The sequence below is a fragment of the Phycicoccus sp. 3266 genome, from assembly GCF_031456495.1.
Classification (GTDB): Bacteria; Actinomycetota; Actinomycetes; order Actinomycetales; family Dermatophilaceae; genus Pedococcus.
Map to the genome: position 1 here is coordinate 247575 of NZ_JAVDUW010000002.1, position 22075 is coordinate 269649.

Consider the following 22075-nt stretch of genomic DNA (forward strand, 5'->3'; position numbering starts at 1 on the left):
TCGGTGTCCGTCCCGAGGCCGACGCCGCAGCAGCTGCACTGGCAGGAGCTGGGCACGGGCATGTTCGTCCACGTCGGGCTCAACACCTTCCACGGGGTCGAGTGGAGCGACGGGACGCTGCCCGCCGCGAGCTTCGACCCCGCGCACCTCGACGCCGACCAGTGGGTGCGCACGGCCACCTCGTTCGGCGCGCGCTACCTCGTCCTCACGGCCAAGCACCACGACGGCTTCTGCCTCTGGCCGACCGCCACGACGGACTACTCCGTGCGCTCCTCCCCGTGGCGCGACGGAGCCGGCGACGTCGTCGCGGAGGTTGCCGACGCCTGCCACCGGCACGGCCTCGGCCTCGGCCTCTACCTGTCGCCCTGGGACCGCAACGCGCCCTGCTACGCCGACCCGGCGGCATACAGCGACTTCTACGCGCGCCAGCTGACCGAGCTGTGCACGGGCTACGGGCCGCTGGTGGAGGTGTGGTTCGACGGCGCAGGCTCGGAGGGGTACGACTACGACTGGGTGCGCATCATGGGCGTCGTCGAGCGCCACCAGCCGGGCGCCATGGTCTTCAACCTGGGGCGACCGACGATCCGGTGGGTGGGCAACGAGGACGGCCTCGCGCAGGACCCCGTCCGGTATGCCGTCGAGTCCACCGCCCTGAGCCAGTACACCGACGCCTCGGGCCGGCTGGGGGAGCGGCGCTACCTGCCGCCGGAGTGCGACGTGTCGCTGCGGCGCGGGTGGTTCTGGAGCGAGGACGACGAGCCCAAGTCGCTCGAGCACCTGCTGGCCATCCACGAGCGGTCGGTCGGCCTGGGCGCGGGCCTGCTGCTCAACGTGCCCCCGGCTCGGGACGGGCTCGTGTTGCCGGAGGACGCCGACCGGGTGGCGGAATTCGGGGCAGAGGTCGCACGCCGATACGGGCAGCCGGCCGTCGCACGCGTGCAGCCGCGGGGCGCGGGCGTGTGGCTGGCCGAGTGGGACGAGCCGACGGCGTTCGACGTGGTCGAGCTGCGCGAGGGCCTCACCGACGGCCAGCTAGTGGTCGGCTTCCGGGTTCTCGTCGAGGGCGTGGAGGTGGCCCGTGGCGGGTCGCTCGGCGTGCGGCGGTTCGTCCGCGTCCCCGCCACGATCACGAGGCGCCTGACGGTCGAGGCCGACGGTGAGGGCGCGGTGGTCGTCGCCGTCGCGGCACACCGCGCCGGACCGGAACCGCAGCTGCCGCAGGGGTATGCCGCCCCGACCACCCGACCGGACGAGCTCTAGCCGCCGCTCAGGGCGTGATGTCGGCGAGCTCGGCGGCGCGCGCCCGCGCCAGGCCCGTGCGGTGCCGCAGGGTGTCGACGGTGAGCACCACGAGGGCCAGCCAGACGATGGCGAAGCCGGTCCAGCGGGCGGTCGACATGTGCTCGTGGAGCAGCAGCACGCCGCACAGCAGCTGCAGCACCGGGGTGATGAACTGCAGCAGGCCGATCGTCACCAGCGGCACCCGTCGCGCAGCCGCGGCGAAGAGCAGGAGCGGGGTGGCGGTCGCGACGCCGGCCAGGACGAGCAGCGTCATGTGCCACGCGCCGTCTGTCGTGAACGTCGTGTCACCGCGCACGGTCAGCACCGCCAGCATGACGACCGCGATGGGCCCGAGGACCAGCGTCTCGGCGGACAGCGACTGCATCGCCGTCAGGGAGACGCCCACCTTCTTCTTGACGAGGCCGTAGCCGCCGAACGAGAACGCGAGGGTCAGCGCTATGACCGGCACCGACCCGGCCGCGACGGACAGGTACACCCCCGCCAGCGCGCCGATCGCCACGGCGACCCACTGCAGCGGCCGCAGCCGTTCGCGCAGCACCAGCACCCCGAGCGCGACGGTCACGATCGGGTTCAGGAAGTACCCCAGCGCGGCCTCGGTCGTGTGGTCGTTCAGCACCGCGGCGACGTAGACGACCCAGTTCACGCCGATCAGCAGGGCGGCCGCGGTGACGCCACCGGCGAGGCGGGGCCGACGCGCCAGGTCGCGCAGCCAGACGAGGTCACGCCGCAGCCCGAGGACCACGAGGCACAGCAGCAGGGTCCACAGGATGCGGTGGGACAGGATCTCCCACGCCCCCGCCGGCTTGAGCGCGGCGAAGTAGAGGGGGAAGAGCCCCCACACGGCATACGCCGTGAAGCCGTATGCCGCGCCGCGCCGCGACTCCTCCGCCTCGCTCCTGCCGGGCTGCGGTTGGTCCGCACCGCTCCCGTCGCGCGGCTGCCCGTCGCCGCCGCTCACGCGGCGGTTCCGGGGACCTGCGTCACGCCACGGTCCAGGTGTCGCGCCCGCGGATGAGGGCGTCGAGGTCGGCGTCGGTGGCGCGGCCGCCGGCCGTGTCGACGGCCGCCGCGACCTGGCCACGGACGAGGTCGTCGTAGGTGGGACGGTCGACGTCGCGGAAGACGCCCATCGGGACGTGCGTCATCTCCGGGGAGTCCAGCCGCGACAGCGCGAACGCCTGCGTCGGGTCGGGCGCGCCCACGTCGTGAACGACGACGTCACGGCCCTCCGCCTCGGTCTCCGGCATGAACTCCATCCCGCCGCCGGCGGTGCGGACGAGCACCTGCCGGTCGCCCTCGGGGCCGACGTGCACCGGCTCGCCGTCGGCGAGGTGGACGATGCGCGCCTCCTGCTGGCTGCGGTCCTTGATGAGGTCGAACGCGCCGTCGTTGAAGATCGGGCAGTTCTGGTAGATCTCGACCAGCGACGTCCCGCGGTGCTCGGCGGCTCGGCGCAGGACCTCGGTGAGGTGCTTGCGGTCGGAGTCCATCGTGCGCGCGACGAAGGTCGCCTCGGCGCCGAGGGCCAGCGAGACCGGGTTGAACGGGTGGTCGACCGAGCCCATCGGGGTGGACTTGGTGATCTTGCCGACCTCGGAGGTGGGGGAGTACTGGCCCTTGGTGAGGCCGTAGATCTGGTTGTTGAACAACAGGATCGTGAGGTTCACGTTGCGGCGCAGCGCGTGGATGAGGTGGTTGCCGCCGATCGACAGGGCGTCGCCGTCACCCGTGACGACCCACACCGACAGGTCGCTGCGGCTCGTCGCGAGGCCGGTCGCGATCGCCGGGGCGCGGCCGTGGATCGAGTGCATGCCGTAGGTGTCGAGGTAGTACGGGAACCGCGACGAGCAGCCGATGCCCGAGACGAAGACGATGTTCTCGCGCTTGAGGCCGAGGTCGGGCAGGAAGCCCTGCACGGCGGCGAGGATCGCGTAGTCACCGCAGCCCGGGCACCAGCGCACCTCCTGGTCGGAGGTGAACTCCTTCTTGGTCTGGCGGGCCGCGTCGTCGGGCAGGCGGGGGACGCCGGCCGTGCCGCCGTCCGGTGAGCTGCCCGGCATACCCAGGTCGATGGCGCTCACGCGCGGTCCCCGCGACGTCGTCGGCGGAGCGAAGCGGGGGAGAGGCTTCGGGGGGTGTTCACGCGCGGACCTCCTGCGTGCTGTCGGTGGTGGCGGACCGGCTCTCGTCCAGCAGCGACACGACCGCGTCGGCGAGCTCGACGGTCGTGAACGGCAGGCCACGCACCTGGGTGAACGAGTGGACGTCGACGAGGTACTTCGCGCGCAGCAGCATCGCGAGCTGGCCCATGTTCATCTCGGGCACGAGGACGCGGTCGTAGCGGCGCAGCACCTCGCCGGTGTTGCGGGGGAACGGGTTGAGGTGGCGCAGGTGCGCCCGGGCGACCTTGGCTCCGGTGTTCCGGACGCTGCGGACGGCCGCGGCGATCGGGCCGTACGTCGAGCCCCAGCCGAGGACCAGCACGTCGGCCTCGCCGCTGGGGTCGTCGACCTCGAGGTCGCCGATGGTGTCGGCGATCCGCTCGACCTTGGCGGCGCGCAACCGGGTCATGAGGTCGTGGTTGTCGGGGTCGTAGGAGATGTTGCCGGTGACGTCGGCCTTCTCGATACCGCCGACGCGGTGCTCGAGGCCCGGGGTGCCGGGGACGGCCCAGGGACGGGCCAGCGTGGTCTCGTCGCGCAGGAACGGGTGGAAGACGGGGGTGCCGTCGGCGGCGGTGCCGTTGGGCTCGGTGGCGAACTGCACCGTGAGGTCGGGCAGGTCCTCGACCTGCGGGACGGCCCACGGCTCGGAGCCGTTGGCCAGGTAGCCGTCGGACAGCACGAACACCGGCGTGCGGTAGGTCGTCGCGATGCGGACGGCCTCGAGCGCGGCCGGGAAGCAGTCGGCCGGCGACTGGGGCGCCACGATCGGCACCGGCGACTCGCCGTTGCGGCCGAACATCGCCTGCAGCAGGTCGGACTGCTCGGTCTTCGTGGGCAGCCCGGTCGACGGACCACCGCGCTGGACGTCGACGATGACGAGCGGCAGCTCGAGGCTGACGCCGAGCCCGATCGTCTCGGACTTGAGCGCGACACCGGGACCCGACGTCGTCGTGACGCCGATGGCCCCGCCGAAGCTCGCGCCGAGCGCGGCACCGATGCCCGCGATCTCGTCCTCGCACTGCATCGTCGTGACGCCGTACCGCTTGAACCCGCTGAGGGTGTGCAGGATGTCCGAGGCGGGCGTGATGGGGTACGAGCCGAGGACGAGCGGTATGCCGGCCCGGTGCGCCGCGGTCGTGAGGCCGAGCGCGAGCGCGAGGTTGCCGGTGATGTTGCGGTACGTGCCAGGGGCCATCGTCGCCGGCGCGATCTCGTAGGAGACGGCGAAGTCCTCGGTCGTCTCCCCGTAGTTGAGCCCCGCCTTGAGCGCCGCGAGGTTGGCGGCGAGGATCTCCGGCTTGCTGCCGAACTTCTTCTCCAGGAACGACTCCGTGCCGCTGGTGGGGCGGTGGTACATCCACGACAGCAGGCCGAGCGCGAACATGTTCTTCGCGCGCTCCTTGTCCTTGCGGGACAGGCCGTCGAACTCGGCCAGCGCCTCGACCGTGATGCTCGTGAGCGCGACCGGGTGGACGTGCCACGACTCGAGGCTGCCGTCCTCGAGCGGGTTGGCGGCATAGCCGACCTTGCCGAGGTTGCGCTTGGTGAACTCGTCGGTGTTGGCGATGATCGTGGCGCCGCGGGGCAGGTCGCGCAGGTTGGCCTTGAGCGCCGCCGGGTTCATCGCGACGAGGACGTCGGGGGCGTCACCCGGCGTCAGCACGTCGTGGTCGGCGAAGTGCAGCTGGAAGCTCGAGACACCCGGCAGGGTGCCCTGGGGCGCACGGATCTCCGCCGGGAAGTTGGGGAGGGTCGACAGGTCGTTGCCGAGGGCGGCGGTCTCGCTCGTGAACCGGTCCCCCGTCAGCTGCATGCCGTCACCCGAGTCCCCAGCGAACCGAATCACCACTCGGTCGAGCTGCTGGACGGACTTGCTGCTCATCTGCGTTTCCGCCACCTGTTCTCCGTGTCGTTCCCGCCAGTGCGGGCGTTCTTCCATGGTAGATCGGGCACGGAGGAGAGCAGGTGGCCACCCGCCACTCGGACGCGGGCGGGTGGCGACCCCGGTCAGGCGGTGACGGTGATCTCGTGGATCTCGTCGTACGGGTGCCCGGCGCGCTCGTGGATCCGCTGGATCGCCTCGGCGTCGGGTCCCTCGGACAGGCAGAACACGTGACCGGTGTTCGGGTCGCCCCACGCCTGCTTGAAGTCCACCCCCTCCTCGCCCTGGATCGCGAGGTCGGCTCGGTGCGCCTCGAGCAGGGCCTCCGCGGTGACTCCCTGCATGCTCGTGTGGACGTCCATGAACTGGGCCATGACCTGCTCCTTCTCGCTGGGTCCCCTGAGGCTCCGGACGCTACGCCCGGCCCGGGCGGCCCGGATCCGTCACAAGGGTGGTTCCGTCCGCGGCCCCGAGCTGGCCCCGCCAGACGTCCCAGAGCGCCCGCAGGCGCGATTCGTGCGCCTCGCCCGCGAGGACCCGCGCGACGGTGCCGCCGTGCTCGAGGACGTACACGTCGGCACCGGGGAGGGCGGGTGCCCCGGTCGGCCGCCACCCCAGCGCGGTGACGGTGTCGACGATGCGGGCGTCTGCGAGGACCCCGGGCTGCGACCGCGCCGACGACCCGAGCCGGAGCTCCTCGACCAGCGCCGCCCGTCCGTCGGCGCAGGCCGTCGTGGTGCACCGCAGGTCGCCGCCCGCCTCGCCGGACCGGCCGAGCGCCACGGTGTCGTGCAGCAGCAGCCGGCCGCCTGCGGCGACGTCGACGTCGAGGGTGCGCGTGACGTCGGCCCCGCCCGAGACGACGAGCGGCTCGCCGGCCCAGGTGAGCGTCGCGCCCGGGGCCACCCGCAGCCGCACGTCGACCCGGCAGGCCCTGCCGCGCCCGTGGTACGCCACGGTGCCGGCCACGTCGCGCAGGTCCAGCCACGTGCCCGTCCCCACCTCCACGTCGAGCCGGACCTCGTCGCCGCCGAGCAGCGTCGCGGTCGTGGCCACGAGGGCCACTTCGGCGCGAGAGCCCGTCACCCGCACGACCCGGGGGGCGAGCAGGCCGGTGGCGAGCTCGAGGCGCGCCCGCCCTCCGTCGAGTGCCACCGCGACCCGGGTGCGCCGCGGCGGCACTGCCGCACCGGGCGCCGGGTCGCAGCCGACCACGGGAGCGGCCTCAGTGGGTGTGCGCGGTGCCATCGGCGTGGGAGTGCGGGGCCATCGGCCCGGGGTCGACCGGCGTGTGCGCGCCCGAGCGGTGGTGGTCGAGCAGGTGCAGCAGCCACGACCGCAGCTCGGCGACCGAGGCCGGGTCGTGCCGCGACAGGGCGATCACCGGGCGCCCGCCGCGGGCCTCGCGACCCTGCTCGGCCATGAGCGCCGCGTCGACGCCGACGTGGGGTGCGAGGTCGGTCTTGTTGACCACCAGCAGGTCCGCACGGGCGATGCCGGGACCGCCCTTGCGCACGACGTCGCCCCCGCCCGCGACGTCGAGGACGAACACCTGGGCGTCGACGAGTGCCGGCGAGAACGTCGCCGTGAGGTTGTCCCCGCCCGATTCCACGAGAACGAGGTCGAGCGGGGCGAAGTCGGCCTCGAGGTCCTCGACCGCGAGCAGGTTCGCGGTGACGTCGTCGCGGATCGCGGTGTGCGGGCAGGCCCCGGTCTCCACCGCGCGGATCCGCTCGGGGTCCAGCACCCCGGCCGCGCGCAGCATCCGGGCGTCCTCGTCGGTGTAGATGTCGTTGGTGACGACGCCGATCCGCAGCTCGCCGGCCAGCTCGCGGCAGACCATCGCGATGAGGCTCGACTTGCCGGTGCCGACGGGGCCGGCGACGCCAAGGCGGAACGAGCGGGAGCTCTCAGGCACGGAACAACCTCCGGGGTGCGGAGCCGTGGCGGTGCTGCCAGGACTCGAGGAGCGGGGCGGAGCCGGCGGGTATGCCGGCGGGCTCGGTGAGGTGGGCGACCTCGGCGACGAGGGCCTCGACCGCAGGCCCGGCGGCCAGCAGCCACTCGGTCGTCTCCGCCGGGTCGAGGGGGCACAGCTTGAGGGCGGCGCTGCACAGCGACTGGACGTCGTCGTACGCCACGAGCCGGGCCGTGCGTGCGCCGTCCAGGCCACCCGCGGCGGCCATGGCGCCGACGGCCACCGGGCGGGACGGCTGGGCGAGCGGCGCCAGTGCGGCGCAGGCGGCGCTCCCCGGCCACAGCCGCCGGCAGAGCCTGCGCTGGCCGCGCCCGACCGCTCGGCTGGCGTCCCGCGTGACCTCGCTCGGGGTGCGCGCTGCCCAGGCCTCCTCGACCGCCGCCATGGGCAGGCCGGCCAGGACGTGGTGCCGGGCGACGACCGCGGTACCCGCCTCCACGGCGACCACCGTCGCGAGGCGTGTCGCCACCAGGTCGGGCACGTCGGCCGGGTCGAGGCCGCCGAGCAGGGCTGGCTCGAGGCCGGCGGACTGGGTGTGCGCGCCGACGGGCAGCCGACCGTCGGCCAGCATCATCGCCGCGAACTCGGGGTGGGGGAGCACGGTCGCGGACACGCTCAGAACAGCGAGTAGCGCTGGGCGAGCGGCAGCTCGGTCGCCGGCGCCGGCTCGACGAGCTCGCCCTCGACCCGGATCGCGAACGACTCGGGGTCGACCTCGATCCGGGGGGTCGCGTCGTTGTTGACCATGTCGGCCTTGGTGACGTCCCGCGTCGGCCGCACGGCCTCGAGCTGCCGCCGCAGGCCGAGCCGGTCGGCCAGGCCGTCCTCGAGCGCGGCTGGCGCGACGAACGTGACCGAGCGGTCCGCGCCCGCGCCGCCCTCGGCGACGAGGGCCGGGCGCATGAGCACCGGCTGCGGCGTGGGGATGGACGCGTTCGGGTCGCCCAGCGCGGCATACACGATCGCACCGCCCTTGACGACGACGTCGGGGCGCCACCCGAAGAACTTCGGGTCCCACAGGACGAGGTCGGCCAGCTTGCCCGGCTCGACCGACCCGACGAGGTGGTCGATGCCGTGCGCGACGGCCGGGTTGATCGTGTACTTCGCGACGTACCGGCGGGCGCGCTCGTTGTCGGCGGGCAGGGTGCCGCCGAGAGCGCCGATCCGGTGCTTCATGACGTGCGCGACCTGCCAGGTGCGGGTGACGACCTCGCCGATCCGGCCCATGGCCTGCGCGTCCGAGCTCGTCATCGACAGGGCGCCGAGGTCGTGCAGGACGTCCTCGGCCGCGATGGTGGTCGCCCGGATCCGGCTCTCCGCGAACGCGAGGTCCTCCGGGACCGCCGGGTTGAGGTGGTGGCAGACCATGAGCATGTCGAGGTGCTCGGCGACGGTGTTGACGGTGTGCGGCAGCGTCGGGTTGGTCGAGCCGGGCAGGACGTTGGGCAGCGAGGCGACGGTGATGATGTCGGGCGCGTGGCCGCCGCCGGCGCCCTCCGTGTGGAAGGCGTGGATGCCGCGCCCGCCGATCGCGCGGATGGTCGAGTCGACGTAGCCGGCCTCGTTGAGGCTGTCGCTGTGCAGCGTCACCTGCAGGCCCCAGCGGTCGGCCGCGCGCAGGGCCGCGTCGATGGCCGCCGGGGTGCTGCCCCAGTCCTCGTGCACCTTGTATGCCGCGGCGCCGGCGAGCGCCTGCTCGGCCAGGCCCGCCTCGCTCACCGTGTTGCCCTTGGCCATGAGCAGCACGTTGACGGGCAGGTGGTCCAGGCCCCGGTGGACGCTCGCGAGGTGCCACGGACCGGGGGTCACCGTGGTGGCCTTGGAGCCCTCGGACGGGCCGGTGCCGCCACCGCCGAGGGTGGTCAGGCCGGCCGCCAGCGCCTCGTGCACCTGGCTCGTCGACAGGAAGTGCACGTGCAGGTCGATGCCGCCGGCGGTGAGGATGCGGCCCTCCCCGGAGATGACGTCGGTGCCGGGCCCGATCTCGAGGTCGGGGTGCACGCCGTCGGCGACGTCGGGGTTGCCGGCCCGGCCGAGCGCGACGATGCGGCCGTCGCGGATGCCGACGTCGGCCTTGACGACCCCCCAGTGGTCGAGGACGACCGCGTTGGTGACGACCGTGTCGAGCGCGCCCTCCGCGCTGGTGCGCGTGCCCTGCGCCATCGACTCGCGGATCGACTTGCCGCCGCCGAACACGACCTCCTCACCGCCGACCGTCAGGTCATCCTCGACCTCGACCCACAGGTCGGTGTCTCCCAGGCGCACCTGGTCCCCGGTCGTGGGGCCGTACAACGCGGCATACCGCTCTCTGTCCAGCTCAGCCATCGAGGGCTCCGTCCCCGTCGCGCACCTGCAGGCCCGGCACCCGCCGGCGCCCCTTGAACGCCACCGCGGCCACCTCCCGGCTGACGCCGGGCTCGAACCGCACCGACGTGCCGCTCGGGATGTCGAGGCGGAACCCGTGCGCCGCCGCCCGGTCGAGCTCGAGCGCCGGGTTGGCGTCGGGCAGGTGCAGGTGGGAGCCGACCTGGATCGGGCGGTCCCCGGTGTTGACCAGGACGAGGGTGATCCGCTCGGCGTCGGTGCGGTCGCCGTTGAGGGTCACGGTGCCGGGGCGGACCCGGACCGCCCCCGGGCCGGTGCTGCTGGTGGCCATCGCTGCTCCTCAGGCGATCGGGTGGTGGAGGGTGACGAGCTTGCGGCCGTCGGGGAACGTCGCCTCGACCTGCACGTTGGGGAGCATCTCGGGCACGCCCTCCATGACCTGCTCGCGGGTGAGCACGGTGCGCCCCTCCTGCATCAGGTCGGCGACGAGGGCGCCCTCACGAGCGCGCTCCAGCACCCAGGTCGACAGCAGCGCCACGGCCTCGGGGTGGTTGAGCCGCACGCCGCGGGCGAGCCGGTCGCGGGCGACCATGCCGGCCACGGACAGCAGCAGCTTCTCGGTGTCGGCGGGCGACAGGTGCATCGGCGGCCTCCTGGGTGCGACGGGACCTTCCTGCGGGTGCGTGGCCAGTAGACCAAGGGCGTGTTTCGCGCGCATTTCGTCGTCAGGGTGTGGGAAGTCGTCATGACGTGGGAAAACGCGTGGCCCGGGCGCGCGCGGCGTCGTTAGCGTCGAGGCATGGACCGACCTGCCCTGACCGACGCCCTGCGGGACCGCGAGGCCGTGCTGCGGGCCTTCGTCGCGGACGACGGCTCCCTGCGCTCGATGCCGACGAGGATCCGCAAGCGGCTGGTCGTCCTCGACCTCGTCGCGCAGGACTTCACCCCGGGCGAGACGTACGACGAGACGCAGGTGAACAACCTGCTGCGGCCCCGCCACCCGGACGTGGCGGCCCTGCGCCGGTACCTGGTCGAGGAGGGGTTCCTCGAGCGCCGCGACGGGCGGTACTGGCGAGCCGGCGGATCGGTGGACGACCGGTAGCGGAGGCGCAGCCGCACCGCCACACTGTGCGCATGCTGCGGCTCGACGACCTCTGGGTCTGGGACTCCTGGGTGGCCGACGACGGCGACCTCTACCACCTCTTCATCCTCCAGGCGCCGAGGTCGCTCGGCGACCCGGCCAAGCGCCACACGGCGGCCCGGGTCGGGCACGCCACCTCGCGCGACCTGGTCACCTGGGACTACCTCGGCGAGTGCCTCGGCCCGGCCGAGACCGGCTTCGACGACCTGGCCATCTGGACCGGGTCGGTCGTCCGCGACGGCGACCGGTGGCGGATGTTCTACACCGCGATCTCGACGGCGGGGCACCACGTCTACGACCAGCGGGTCGGCTCGGCGGTGTCCGACGACCTGCACCACTGGACCCGCGTCTCGCACGAGCCCTCCCTGCGGGTCGACGGCACCTGGTACAAGAACCTCGCCAACACCCCGGCGCCCACGCAGGGCCCCGACCTCGAGGGGTCGAGCGAGACCTGGCGCGACCCGCTCGTCCTGCCCGACCCCGGCGGCGAGGGCTGGCACATGCTGCTCACGGCCAGGGGCGTCGGCGCGGGCCGCAACGACGACGGCGTCGTGGGGCACGCCACCAGCGCCGACCTCGAGCACTGGACCCTCGGGCCGCCGCTCAGCCAGACCGGCACCGGGTTCGGCCAGCTCGAGGTGCTCCAGGTCAAGCAGGTCGACGGCCGGTGGGTGCTCGTCTTCACCTGCCACCCGCAGGAGATGACCCCCGAGCGCATCGCCCGCACCGGCGAGTACTGCACCTGGTCGGTGCCCGGCCCCGGTCCGCTCGGGCCGTGGGACGTCGACGCCGCCCGGCCGTTCACCGCCGAGCCGAACCTGTTCGCCGCGCCGCTGGTCCGGCAGCGCGACGGGTCCTGGGTGCTCATCGGGTTCCGCAACCTCGAGCCGCAGGGTCTCGACGGGTTCGAGATCATCGACCCGGTGCCCGTGGCGCTCGATGCCGAGGGCTACCTCGTCGCCCGCTGACCACCGCCGTCCCCACGCCCGCGCAAAACCGGGAGACCGCGCCGGCTGCGCGGCATACCCTCCAGCCATGCTGGTGCGCCGTGAGACCACCGCCGACCACGACGTCGTGCACGCGCTGCACCGCGACGCCTTCGCGCACGGGCCCACGGAGGACGGCCGGCCGGCGAGCGACGGCTCGCTCGAGGCGCGGCTCGTCGACGAGCTGCGGGCCGACGGCGACCTGCTGAACGCCATGACGTTCGTCGCAGAGCGGGACGGTGTCGTCGTGGGCCACGTCGCCATGAGCGCGGCCACGGTCGACGGCCGCGCCGGTGAGCTCGTGGCGCTCGGGCCGCTCGGCGTCCTGCCCGAGCACCAGGGCGCCGGGGTCGGCTCCGCGCTCGTGCACGCCGCGCTCGGGGCGGCCGACGCCCTCGACGTCCGCGGGGTCGTCCTGCTCGGGCACCCCGAGTACTACCCGCGGTTCGGGTTCGGGCCGGCCGTCGAGCACGGCATCACCCCGCCGCACGACTGGGGGCCGCGGTTCTTCCTGCTCCGCCGGCTCACCGCCTGGGGCGACGGGGTCCACGGCGCCTTCCGGTACGCGGACCCCTTCGAGCGGGTCGACTGAGCGGTCACACGGGGCGTGCGAGCCGGTCGACCGAGCGGGTCGACGGGACCAGTCGTCCGGTCAGTTCGGGTTGAAGCCGTGATCGGCCTCGCGCGGAGCCAGCCCGAGGCCCTGGGTCAGCGCAGTCTCCCGGCGGACCATGCGCAGCCCGAGCCGCAGCCGCGCGCACGTGTCGGGGGCAGCCAGCAGCTGCTGGCGCTCGGTCAGCCCGAGCGAGGCCGCCGTCCCCACCGCGTACGACAGCTCGGTCGGGTCGTCGGGCCAGCCCAGGTCCTGCGCCCCGAGCGCGCGGGCGAAGGCGTCGAGCGCGTCGCGCACCGACTTCGCCAGGTCGGCCGCCTCGACCGGGTCCCCGGTCTCCTCACCGAGCCACGAGACCTCGCCCGTCAGGTATGCCGTGCCGGCCTCGGTCGCGACGCGGTCCAGGTGGAACCTGCGACGGCCCTCGCCGAGGACGAGGAACCGGCCGTCCCCGACCGCGGCGGCCCCGCTCACCCGGGCGACGCAGCCGATCTCGTGCAGGTCCCGGGCGGCGTCGGGGCCGACCTCGTGGCCGTGCCGGATGGCGACCACCCCGAAGTCGGGCTGGTCCGCACCGGCGACGAGGTCCTGGAGCATCGCGATGTACCGCGGCTCGAAGACCTGCAGGGGGAGCTCGGCACCGGGCACCAGCACCGTGCCGAGCGGGAACAGCGGGAGCCGCGGCATGGGTACACGGTAGGCGCCCGCGGTCGGCACCGACACCCGCGGGCGGGGGGCTACTAGGCTGCCAGCGTGTCGCCCTACGTCGTCGTCGCCGCCGTGGTCGTGGTCGGCCTGCTGCTGTTCGTCGCGGCCATGTCCGCCCGGGCGCTGCTGGCACCGAAGGCCCCGACCCGCGCGAAGCTCACGACGTACGAGTCCGGCGTCGACCCGGTCGGCCAGGGCTGGGCGCAGACGCAGGTGCGGTACTTCGTCTACGCGTTCCTCTACGTCATCTTCGCGGTCGACGCCGTCTACCTGTTCCCGTGGGCCCTGGTCGTGCGCTCGGCCCGGCTCGGGGCGGACTCGCTCGTCGAGATCGGCGTGTTCGTCGGCGTCCTGCTCGTCGGGCTCGTCCACGCGGCCCGGCGCGGCCTGCTGAGGTGGCTGTGATGGCGCCGGTCGACCTCCCGCTGCCCCGCGTCGGCCCCGCCCAGGACGTGGCGCCGACGCCCGTCAAGGTCGTCCTCAACTGGGGCCGGCGCTACTCGCTGTGGGTGTTCAACTTCGGCCTGGCGTGCTGCGCGATCGAGTTCATCGCGGCCTCGATGGCCCGGCACGACTTCATCCGGCTCGGCGTCATCCCGTTCGCGCCGGGGCCGCGCCAGGCCGACCTCATGGTCGTCAGCGGCACCGTGACGGACAAGATGGCCCCCGCCGTCCGGCGCCTCTACGACCAGATGCCCGAGCCGAAGTACGTCATCTCGTTCGGCGCCTGCTCGAACTCCGGTGGCCCGTACTGGGACTCCTACAGCGTCACCAAGGGCGTCGACACGATCCTGCCCGTCGACGTCTACGTCCCCGGGTGCCCGCCGCGGCCCGAGGCCCTGTTGCAGGGCATCTTGCGGCTGCAGGAGCAGATCGGCCAGGAGTCGTTGTCCACCAAGGGGATCCGCGCCAAGTACGCGCGGCACCGCACGGCGGCAGCCGGTGAGGTGACCCGTGACCTGGTCGCGCCGCCGAAGCCGGCCGCGACGACGGCGCCGGCCGCGACGACGGCGGCCGCGACGACGGCGGCCGCGACGACGGCGGCCGCGACGACCCCCTCGGTGCAGGCTGCCGACGGTGCCGCCGGGGAGCAGCCGTGAGCGACCCGGCGTCCGTGGACCGGGTCGAGGTGCCGCCCGGCGAGTGGGTCGCCGCCGTCACCGCCGCCCGCGACGAGGGCTACGCGTTCTTCGACTGGCTGACCGCCGTCGACCAGACGGACGCCACCGACGACCCCGGGTTCGACGTCGTCTGCCACCTGCTCGACCCCTCCACGCCGCGGGCGCTGCGCCGCCGGCTGCTGCGCACCCGCGTCTCCGAGGGGGAGGCGCTCGCGAGCCTGACACCCGTCTTCCGGGGCGCGGCCTGGCACGAGCGCGAGACCCACGAGATGTTCGGGCTCGACTTCGACGGCTTCGACGACGGCACCGGCCTCGGCCTGCGGCCGCTGCTGCTGCCCGACGGGTTCGAGGGCACCCCCCTGCGCAAGTCGTTCGTGCTCGCCGCCAGGGCGTCCAAGGCGTGGCCGGGGGCCAAGGAGCCCGGCGAGTCCGAGCACGCCCGGCCGACCGGCCGCCGCCGGGTGAGCGCCCCCGGCGTCCCCGACCCCGAGTGGGGCCCGCGGTGACCGCCGTCGAGGTCGCACTGCGCGCGGTCGGGGTGCTCGCCGCCTTCCTCGTGCTGCCCCTGCTCGTGGGCCAGGCGGAGCACAAGGTGATGGCGCACATGCAGGGCCGGCTCGGCCCGATGTATGCCGGGGGCTTCCACGGGTGGGCCCAGCTGGTCGCCGACGGGGTCAAGTTCGTCCAGAAGGAGGACATCACCCCGGCGGCCGCCGACCGCCGCGTCTTCCGGTTCGCCCCGGCCGTGGCGCTCGTCCCCTACCTCGTCGCGCTCGCCGTGATCCCGCTGTCGCCGTCGGTGGTGGCGGCCGACGTCCCCGCGTCCGCGGTCTTCGTCCTGGCCGTCACGGCCGTCGGCATCCTCGGCACGCTCATGGCGGGCTGGGCCAGCGCCAACAAGTACTCGCTGCTCGGCGGCATGCGCGCCGCCGCGCAGCTGCTGTCCTACGAGCTGCCGATGGTCCTCGCCGTCGCCTCGGTGTGCCTGGCGGCCGGGTCCCTGTCGCTCGGAGGGATCGCCGAGGCCTGGCGGCCGGCGTGGCTGCTGTGGCAGCTCCCGGGTGCAGTCGTGTTCCTCGTCGCTGCCGTGGCCGAGCTCCAGCGGCCGCCGTTCGACATGCCGGTGGCCGACTCCGAGATCGTGTTCGGGGCGTACACCGAGTACACCGGGCTGCGGTTCGCGTTCTTCCTGCTGGCCGAGTACGCCGGGATCGTGGTGATGTCGCTGCTGTTCGCCGTGCTCTACCTGGGCGGGTGGCACGGGCCCTTCGCCGACCAGCTCGGCTGGGTCTGGACGATGCTCAAGGGGTTCGTCGTGGCCGTCGTCGTCATCTGGTTCCGGGTGGCGTGGCCGCGGCTGCGCGAGGACCAGCTCCAGCGACTGGCGTGGCTCGTGCTGGTGCCGTTGGCCCTGGCCCAGCTTGCGATCACCGGCGTCTGGGTGGTGGTGACCTCGTGAGCCCCTCCGCACGCAGGCCGGGCGGCACCGGCATACCCGGCATCCTCAAGGGGCTCGCCACGACGGCGCGCACCCTCGCGACGCCGACGCACACCGCCGAGTACCCCGACGTCCCGCCCGAGCTGCCACCGCGCTCGCGCGGGGTCATCGCGCTGCTCGAGGAGAACTGCACCTCGTGCATGCTGTGCGCGCGCGAGTGCCCCGACTGGTGCATCTACATCGACTCGCACAAGGAGACGATCCCGGCGTCGACGCCCGGCGGCCGCGAGCGGCAGCGCAACGTGCTCGACCGGTTCGCGATCGACTTCAGCCTCTGCATGTACTGCGGGATCTGCATCGAGGTGTGCCCGTTCGACGCGCTGCACTGGAGCCCCGAGTTCGAGTACGCCGAGCTCGACATCCGCGACCTGCTGCACGAGAAGGACCGGCTCGGGCAGTGGATGCCCACCGTGCCCCCGCCGCCGGCCCTCGACGAGCACTCGGCCGAGCCGGCGGAGGTCGCGGCCAGCCAGAAGCCGGCCCGTGGCGCGTCCAGGCTGGTGCCGCGCGAGCGGCCCGCCCGGGTCCGGCCGGCACGCGCCGGCGACGAGTCGCCCTCGGGCGCCGCCGGCGCGACGCCCCGCGAGGCCGCGGCCGCCGAGGCCCAGGCAGCCCCACCCGCCCCGGACGAGGCAGGCGGGGACGAGGCATGACCGGTCTCGACGTCGCGTTCGCCGCGGTGGGCGTGCTCGCCGCCGCGAGCGGGCTGCTGGCCGTCACCACCCGGCACGTCGTGCACGCCGCGCTGTGGCTGGTCGTCTGCCTCGGGTCGGTCGCGGGCTGCTACCTCGTCCTGGGCGCCGAGTTCGTCGCGCTCGTGCAGCTGCTCGTCTACGTCGGCGCCATCGTGGTGCTCGTCCTCTTCGCGCTCATGCTGACCCGGGCGCCGATCGGCCCCAACCGCGAGGTGTCGACCAGCCGCCTGCACCGGGTCCTCGCCGCCGTCCTCGGGGCCGCCGTCACCGCGCTCCTGTGCGCCGCGCTCCTCCCGCTCGCGGGGCCGGCGCGGCCGCGGGTCGACACGCCGACCGACCGGCTGGCGGGGCAGGTCTTCGGCACGTGGGTGTGGCCGTTCGAGCTGCTCTCGCTGCTGCTGCTCGTCGCCCTCGTCGGCGCGCTCGCCGTCTCGCGGATGGTCGCCCCCGAGCCGGAGACGCCGATCGTGGCCGCCGACGAGCCGGCCGACGAGCCCGCCGACGGCCCGGCTGCATCGCCGGTCGGCCAGCCGGTCGACGCGGCAGTGGACGCGGGGGAGCGGGCATGATCCACCTCGCCGGTCCGTACCTGCTCGCGGCCGTCCTCGCCGGCCTGGGCACCTACGGCATCCTGGCCCGCCGCAACGCCGTCCTCGTCCTCATCGGCGTCGAGCTCGTCCTCAACGCCGCCACCGTGCTGCTGGTCTCCGTGGCGGCGTCCGGCGACGAGCGGTGGAACGCCGGCTCGGTGCTGACCCTGTTCGTCATCACGATCGCGGCGGCCGAGGTCTGCGTTGCGCTCGCGGTGGTGCTGGCCGTCTTCCGCCTGCGCGGCGACGTCGACCTCGAGGCGGACCGCCCGTGAGCGCCGCAGCGGCCCGGCTGGTCGTCCTCGTCCCGGCCGCAGCGGCACTGGTGGGCCTGCTGGTCGCGCGCCGGCCGCGCCCGCGCACCCCCCGGGCGGTCGCCACCGTCGGCTCCCTGCTCACCCTCCTCGTGGCCCTCGTCGAGCTGGTCGCCGTCCACTCGGCCGGGCCGGTGCAGGCGCTCCACCTGCTGCCGTCCCTGCAGGCGGGTGAGCTGCGGATCCCGTTGCAGCTGCAGGCGACCGACGCGCCCGCCCTCGTCGCCGTGGTGGTCGCGGTGGTCGGCTGGGCGGTTCAGGCCTTCGCCGGCTGGTACCTGCGCGACGACGACCGCTACGGCACCTTCGCCGCCACCGTCTCGCTGTTCTGCGCGGGGATGCTGCTCACCGTCCAGTCCGCCGACCTGGTGCTCACCCTCGTCGGCTGGGAGGTCATGGGCTGGTGCTCCTACCTGCTCATCGGCCACTGGAGCCGCAAGGAGTCCGCGCGCCGGGCCGCGCTCAAGGCGTTCCTCGTCACCCGCCTCGCCGACGTCGGGTTCGTCCTCGGGGTGGTGCTGCTCGCCACGGACGCCGGCACCACGGCATACCAGGAGGTGCTCGCGGGGGCGCCCGGGACGCTGTCGAAGGTCGGCATCGCCCTCCTCGTGGTGGGCGTGCTCGGCAAGTCCGGCATGGTGCCGTTCCACGACTGGCTCCCCGACGCGATGGAGGGCCCGACGCCCGCGTCGGCGCTCATCCACGCGGCGACCATGGTCGCCGCGGGCACGTTCGTCCTGGCGCAGCTCTTCGACGTCCTCGTGGCCAGCGAGGGGGTGCGCTGGCTGCTCGCGGTGAGCACCGCCGTGACGATGGTGTATGCCGCGGTGCTGGCCTTCGGGCAGGGCGACCTCAAGCGCCTGCTCGCCTACTCCACGCTCTCGCAGGTGGCGCTCATGCTCTCGGCGCTCGCGGCGGCACCGCGCGACGAGGGCCCCGGCGCCGGTGTCCTGCACCTGTACTCGCACGCGTTCTTCAAGGCCCTGCTCTTCCTCGCGATCGGGTGGCTGAGCGTCACCGTCGGCGGGACCGCCGCGACGGCGCTGCGCGGCAGCCTGCGCGGTCACCTCGTGATCCGCCCGGCCATGTTCGTCGGCCTGCTCTCGCTCGCGGGGGTCCCGCCGCTGGTGGGCTTCGTCTCCAAGGAGCACGTGCTGGGCGCGGCCGAGGCCGGTGTCTCCGCCGGGGACGGCCGCGCCTGGCTGGTGCTCCTCGCCGGCATCGCGACGGTGCCGCTGACGGCCGCCTACTGCATGCGCGCGTGGCTCGTCCTCGACGACCTCGCCACGACCGACGTCACGCGGCACGAGGCCGACACGGCCACGCGGCCGGTGCGCACCGCGGTGACCGTCCTGGCGGTGCTGTCCGTGGTGGGCGGCCTGGTCGTCCTCACCCCGCTGCTGGACCTGCGCGGCCACATCGGTTGGCTCGTGGCCCTGCTCAGCGTGCTGCTCATCGTGGGCGCGGCGCTCGCGGTGCGGTGGGTCCCGCTCGTCGACGACCCCGACCCCGCCACCCGTCTTGTCGGCGACCGCCGCCCGCTCTTCGACCGCGGCCTGGGGGTCGACCGGCTCTACGTCGCCGCGGTGGCCACCCCCGTTCTGGCGCTGGCCCGGCTCGTCGTCGTCCTGGACCGGGACGTCGTCGACGCCTACGTCCGCGGCGCCGCGCTGACCGCCCGGTGGTCGGGCCGCGGCGGCCAGCGGGTGCACGACCGCGAGCGTGCCGCGTCCGGGCTGGCCTGGGTCGTGGCCGGGGTCGTCGCCGTCGCCGTCGCGGGGGTGGCGCTGTGGTGATCCTCGTCAGCCTCGTCGTGCCGGCTGCGGTGGCGGTCTGGCTGCTCACCGCCGGGCGCCGGCTCGGCCACCGGGCCGCGAACGCCGTGGCGACGGCCGCCAGCGTCGTCACCCTCGGCGCGGTCCTCTGGGCCGTCATCGTCCGCCCCACCGTCGACCGGGCCTGGGTGCCCTCGCTCGGACTGCGCTGGCAGCTGGCGGTCGACGGCATCAGCGCGCCCCTGCTCCTGATGACCGCACTGCTCGGCGTCGGCGTCGTGCTGCACACCCTCGACCGGCCGCCCACCGGCGGCACGACCGGTGCCTTCCACGCCTGCCTCCTGCTGGTGGAGTTCGGGGCGCTCGCGACGTTCTACGCCCGCGACGCCGTCCTGTTCTTCGTCGCCTTCGAGCTGGTGCTCGTGCCGATGTGGGTCCTCATCACCCGGTACGGCGACCCGCACGACGCCCGGGCGCGCGCCGACGCCGGCGGCCGCTTCGTCCTCTACACCGCGTTCGGCTCCACCCTCATGCTCGTCGGGATCCTCGCGCTCGTCGCCAAGGCGGGCACCGCCGACCTCGACGTCCTCGCGCAGGGCGGCCGCACCGGCATACCCGTCGGCACCCAGACCGTCGTCGCCGCGCTGCTCGTCGCCGGGCTGGCCGTCAAGGTGCCGGTCTTCCCGCTCCACACCTGGCTGCCATCCGCCCACACCACCGCCCCGACGGCCGGGTCGGTGCTGCTCGCCGCGGTGCTGCTCAAGATGGGCACGTACGGCCTGGTGCGCCTGCCGCTCGCCTCGGTGCCCGAGGGGTTCTCGCGCGTCGCGCCGGTGCTGGCCGTGCTGGGCGCGGTCGGCATCCTGTGGGGAGGTCTCGCCTGCCTGGTCGAGCGCGACCTCAAGCGGCTCATCGCGTACTCGTCGGTGGTGCACATGGGGTTCGTCGTCCTCGGCCTGGCCAGTGGCACGCGCACCGGGCTGCAGGCGGCCCTCTTCGCGAACATCGCCCACGGCGTCATCTCGGCCCTGCTCTTCGTCGTCGTCGGCGGGCTCAAGGAGCGCTGGGGCGACGCCGACCTGCGCACCGCGCGTGCTGCGGTCCGCGAGGTCGCGCCCCGTCTGGGGTTCGCGCTCGTCCTCGGGCTCGCCGCGTCGCTGGGGCTGCCCGGCCTCGCCGGTTTCTGGGGCGAGTTCCTCTCCGTGTATGCCGCCTGGTCGCCGGCCGACGACCGGCCGACCGGGCTGTTCCGCGGCCTGGCCGTCGTCGCCGCGTTCGGGACCGTGCTGGCCGCGGCCTACGCCCTGCGCGTCGCGCGCACCGTCTGGGCGGGGGAGCGACGCGAGCCCTTCATCGAGGACAGCCGGGACAGCGAGTGGGACGTCATCGCCGTCCTCGCGCTGGCCACCGTGCTGCTCGGCGTCCTGCCGGGGCCCCTGCTCGCCCTGACCAGCCCGGCCGTGGCCACCCTCGTGGGGGCGGCGCGATGACCACGCTGGTGTCCGTCGACTGGATGGTCCTCGGGCCGGTGCTCGCGCCGGCCCTGGGGGCGGTGCTGGTCCTCGTCGTGGACGCGGTGGCGCCGCGGGCCGCCCGGGCCCACGCAGGCCTCGGGCTCCTCGCCCTCGCGGCGGGTGTCGCGCTCACCGTGCCCGGCGTTCTGCAGGCCGGGGCCGCGCCGCTGCGCACGCTCTGCGTCCCGGCGGTCGCGGGGACCTGCCTCTACGAGGCGGGACCTGTCGCCAGTGCGCTGCAGCTCGCGGCCCTCGTCTCGGCGTTCGTGGTGCTCCTGCTCGCGTGGCCCGGCGCCCCGCGTCCGGACGGGCTGCGCGGCGGCCCGGCGGTGCAGGTCTGCCTCGTCCTGACGGCGACCGCCGGTGCGGCAGGGGTGGCCGCCGCCCACGACCTCGGGTCGTGGCTCGTCTGCCTCGAGCTCGCCACCCTGCCGGTGGTCGCGCTCGTCGCGCTCCGCGGCACCGACGCCGCCGGGCGTGGGGCGCTCGCGCTGCTGACCACGTCGCTGGTGTCGTTCGCGGTGGTCGTCCTCGGCGTGGCGCTGTGGCTCGTCGCGACGGGGGAGGCGGTCTTCACCCGGGGTGCCGCGGCCGAGGCGCTGGCCGACCCGCACCGGCGGGTCGTGCTGCTCCTCGGCGTGCTCCTGCTCCTCGCCGGGCTCGGCTTCAAGCTCTCCCTCGTGCCGTTCCACGTGTGGACACCGCAGGCGTACACCGGCGGCAGCGAGCCGGTCGCGGCCTTCCTCGCCGCCACGTCCAAGGTGGCGGCGCTCGCCGCGCTGGTCGTGGTGCTCGGACCGGTCGCGGAGGCGGGCGGTCCCGTCCTCGCCGCGGTCGGCGTCGTCGCGGCCGCCTCGATGACCCTCGGCAACGTCCTCGCCCTCGTCCAGGACGACCCCGTGCGGCTGCTCGCCTGGTCCACCGTCGCGCAGGCCGGCTGGGTCGTGCTGCCCCTGTCGGCCCTCTCGCGGGGTTCGGCCGCCGCGTCCGCGGGCTACCTGGTGGCCTACGTCGTCGCGACGCTCGTCGCCTTCACCGTCGTCCACGTCGTGTCGTCCGCGCCGCCGGCGCGGGGCGTCGCGCGCGACCGCCGGACGCTCGCGGCATACACCGGGCTCCTGCGCTCCCACCCGGTCCTCGGCGGAGCCCTGGGGCTCGCCCTGCTGTCCCTGGCCGGGCTGCCGCCGGGGCTCGTCGGGCTGGTGGCCAAGGTCGTCGCGCTGCGGCCCGTGGTCGGGGGCGAGCAGTGGGCGCTCGCGCTGGTGGCGGTGGTCAACGCCGTCCTCGGTATCGCCGTCTACCTGCGCTGGTTCGGGGTGCTGCTGCGAGACCCGGAGACGGGCCCGAGCGCCGCCGTCGTGCGCCGGGTGCCACGGCCTGCGCTGGTCGCGCTGCTGCTCTCCGGCGGGCTGCTCGTGGCCACCAGCGTGGCCCCGCAGCTGCTGCTCGGGCTGCTCGACTGAGGCTG

General features: G+C 74.3%; 25 protein-coding genes. 14 read left to right on the forward strand and 11 right to left on the reverse strand.

Going from position 1 to position 22075, the window contains the following annotated elements; all coding sequences use genetic code 11:
* The first annotated feature begins 3 nt into the window (after positions 1-3).
* Complete coding sequence (locus tag J2X64_RS10965) at positions 4-1260, forward strand: alpha-L-fucosidase (protein WP_310153830.1); 1257 nt, start codon at positions 4-6, stop codon at positions 1258-1260.
* Between the two features lie 7 nt (positions 1261-1267).
* On the opposite strand, the gene rarD is transcribed toward J2X64_RS10965, so the two are convergent.
* The 10 genes from rarD to J2X64_RS11015 all read right to left on the reverse strand — a co-directional run bounded on the left by rarD (position 1268) and on the right by J2X64_RS11015 (position 10295).
* Positions 1268-2260: an EamA family transporter RarD gene (gene rarD / locus J2X64_RS10970; RefSeq protein ID WP_310153833.1), complete on the reverse strand. Its 993-nt coding sequence runs from the start codon at positions 2258-2260 to the stop codon at positions 1268-1270.
* A 22-nt stretch (positions 2261-2282) separates the two neighbouring features.
* Positions 2283-3362 carry a 2-oxoacid:ferredoxin oxidoreductase subunit beta gene (locus J2X64_RS10975; RefSeq protein ID WP_310155851.1) on the reverse strand — a complete coding sequence of 360 codons (1080 nt, stop codon included), beginning with the start codon at positions 3360-3362 and terminating at the stop codon, positions 2283-2285.
* 79 nt (positions 3363-3441) lie between these two features.
* Positions 3442-5349, reverse strand: coding sequence for a 2-oxoacid:acceptor oxidoreductase subunit alpha (locus tag J2X64_RS10980; protein WP_310153836.1), 1908 nt, complete (start codon positions 5347-5349; stop codon positions 3442-3444).
* Positions 5350-5474: 125 nt separating this feature from the next.
* Positions 5475-5723, reverse strand: a complete 249-nt coding sequence (locus tag J2X64_RS10985) for an SCO4226 family nickel-binding protein (protein WP_310153840.1) — start codon at positions 5721-5723, stop codon at positions 5475-5477.
* Positions 5724-5763: 40 nt separating this feature from the next.
* Positions 5764-6504: an urease accessory protein UreD gene (locus tag J2X64_RS10990; RefSeq protein WP_310153842.1), complete on the reverse strand. Its 741-nt coding sequence runs from the start codon at positions 6502-6504 to the stop codon at positions 5764-5766.
* Between the two features lie 70 nt (positions 6505-6574).
* A complete protein-coding gene (gene ureG / locus J2X64_RS10995) occupies positions 6575-7267 on the reverse strand; it encodes an urease accessory protein UreG (RefSeq protein WP_310153845.1) in 693 nt (230 codons plus the stop codon).
* Positions 7260-7940 carry an urease accessory UreF family protein gene (locus tag J2X64_RS11000; protein ID WP_310153847.1) on the reverse strand — a complete coding sequence of 227 codons (681 nt, stop codon included), beginning with the start codon at positions 7938-7940 and terminating at the stop codon, positions 7260-7262. Before J2X64_RS11000 ends, ureG begins: the two co-directional genes overlap by 8 nt.
* 2 nt (positions 7941-7942) lie before the next feature.
* Positions 7943-9652, reverse strand: coding sequence for an urease subunit alpha (locus tag J2X64_RS11005; RefSeq protein ID WP_310153850.1), 1710 nt, complete (start codon positions 9650-9652; stop codon positions 7943-7945).
* Complete coding sequence (gene ureB / locus J2X64_RS11010) at positions 9645-9983, reverse strand: urease subunit beta (RefSeq protein ID WP_310153853.1); 339 nt, start codon at positions 9981-9983, stop codon at positions 9645-9647. Before ureB ends, J2X64_RS11005 begins: the two co-directional genes overlap by 8 nt.
* A 9-nt stretch (positions 9984-9992) precedes the next feature.
* The gene (locus tag J2X64_RS11015; RefSeq protein WP_310153854.1) at positions 9993-10295 is read right to left on the reverse strand and encodes an urease subunit gamma; all 303 of its coding nucleotides are present in this window, start codon (positions 10293-10295) and stop codon (positions 9993-9995) included.
* 156 nt (positions 10296-10451) lie between these two features.
* On the opposite strand from J2X64_RS11015, the gene J2X64_RS11020 reads away from it, so the two are divergent.
* From J2X64_RS11020 to J2X64_RS11030, 3 genes are all read left to right on the forward strand, one after another.
* Positions 10452-10754 carry a DUF2087 domain-containing protein gene (locus J2X64_RS11020; RefSeq protein WP_310153857.1) on the forward strand — a complete coding sequence of 101 codons (303 nt, stop codon included), beginning with the start codon at positions 10452-10454 and terminating at the stop codon, positions 10752-10754.
* A gap of 32 nt (positions 10755-10786) precedes the next feature.
* Positions 10787-11761, forward strand: coding sequence for a glycosyl hydrolase (locus J2X64_RS11025; protein WP_310153860.1), 975 nt, complete (start codon positions 10787-10789; stop codon positions 11759-11761).
* A 67-nt stretch (positions 11762-11828) separates the two neighbouring features.
* Positions 11829-12371 (forward strand): N-acetyltransferase, encoded by a 543-nt coding sequence (locus J2X64_RS11030; RefSeq protein WP_310153863.1) that lies wholly within the window; start codon positions 11829-11831, stop codon positions 12369-12371.
* Between the two features lie 60 nt (positions 12372-12431).
* Here J2X64_RS11030 and J2X64_RS11035 read toward each other — a convergent pair whose 3' ends face one another.
* The gene (locus J2X64_RS11035) at positions 12432-13079 is read right to left on the reverse strand and encodes an LON peptidase substrate-binding domain-containing protein (protein WP_310153866.1); all 648 of its coding nucleotides are present in this window, start codon (positions 13077-13079) and stop codon (positions 12432-12434) included.
* A 66-nt stretch (positions 13080-13145) separates the two neighbouring features.
* Here J2X64_RS11035 and J2X64_RS11040 point away from each other — a divergent pair, with 66 nt between their 5' ends.
* Genes J2X64_RS11040 through J2X64_RS11085 form a run of 10 tightly spaced genes read left to right on the forward strand, consistent with a single transcriptional unit; the run spans position 13146 to position 22070 of the window.
* Positions 13146-13505 carry an NADH-quinone oxidoreductase subunit A gene (locus tag J2X64_RS11040; protein WP_310153869.1) on the forward strand — a complete coding sequence of 120 codons (360 nt, stop codon included), beginning with the start codon at positions 13146-13148 and terminating at the stop codon, positions 13503-13505.
* Positions 13505-14200 (forward strand): NADH-quinone oxidoreductase subunit B family protein, encoded by a 696-nt coding sequence (locus tag J2X64_RS11045; protein ID WP_310153872.1) that lies wholly within the window; start codon positions 13505-13507, stop codon positions 14198-14200. The genes J2X64_RS11040 and J2X64_RS11045 overlap by 1 nt, the downstream gene beginning before the upstream one ends.
* Positions 14197-14727: an NADH-quinone oxidoreductase subunit C gene (locus J2X64_RS11050; RefSeq protein WP_310153875.1), complete on the forward strand. Its 531-nt coding sequence runs from the start codon at positions 14197-14199 to the stop codon at positions 14725-14727. The genes J2X64_RS11045 and J2X64_RS11050 overlap by 4 nt, the downstream gene beginning before the upstream one ends.
* The gene (gene nuoH / locus J2X64_RS11055; protein ID WP_310153876.1) at positions 14724-15680 is read left to right on the forward strand and encodes an NADH-quinone oxidoreductase subunit NuoH; all 957 of its coding nucleotides are present in this window, start codon (positions 14724-14726) and stop codon (positions 15678-15680) included. Before J2X64_RS11050 ends, nuoH begins: the two co-directional genes overlap by 4 nt.
* Positions 15677-16372 carry an NADH-quinone oxidoreductase subunit I gene (locus J2X64_RS11060; protein WP_310153879.1) on the forward strand — a complete coding sequence of 232 codons (696 nt, stop codon included), beginning with the start codon at positions 15677-15679 and terminating at the stop codon, positions 16370-16372. The genes nuoH and J2X64_RS11060 overlap by 4 nt, the downstream gene beginning before the upstream one ends.
* Complete coding sequence (locus J2X64_RS11065) at positions 16369-16983, forward strand: NADH-quinone oxidoreductase subunit J (protein ID WP_310153881.1); 615 nt, start codon at positions 16369-16371, stop codon at positions 16981-16983. The genes J2X64_RS11060 and J2X64_RS11065 overlap by 4 nt, the downstream gene beginning before the upstream one ends.
* Complete coding sequence (gene nuoK, locus J2X64_RS11070) at positions 16980-17279, forward strand: NADH-quinone oxidoreductase subunit NuoK (protein ID WP_310153884.1); 300 nt, start codon at positions 16980-16982, stop codon at positions 17277-17279. The genes J2X64_RS11065 and nuoK overlap by 4 nt, the downstream gene beginning before the upstream one ends.
* The gene (locus J2X64_RS11075; RefSeq protein ID WP_310153888.1) at positions 17276-19114 is read left to right on the forward strand and encodes a proton-conducting transporter membrane subunit; all 1839 of its coding nucleotides are present in this window, start codon (positions 17276-17278) and stop codon (positions 19112-19114) included. Before nuoK ends, J2X64_RS11075 begins: the two co-directional genes overlap by 4 nt.
* Positions 19108-20583: an NADH-quinone oxidoreductase subunit M gene (locus J2X64_RS11080; protein ID WP_310153891.1), complete on the forward strand. Its 1476-nt coding sequence runs from the start codon at positions 19108-19110 to the stop codon at positions 20581-20583. Before J2X64_RS11075 ends, J2X64_RS11080 begins: the two co-directional genes overlap by 7 nt.
* The gene (locus J2X64_RS11085; RefSeq protein WP_310153893.1) at positions 20580-22070 is read left to right on the forward strand and encodes a proton-conducting transporter membrane subunit; all 1491 of its coding nucleotides are present in this window, start codon (positions 20580-20582) and stop codon (positions 22068-22070) included. Before J2X64_RS11080 ends, J2X64_RS11085 begins: the two co-directional genes overlap by 4 nt.
* Positions 22071-22075 lie beyond the last annotated feature (5 nt).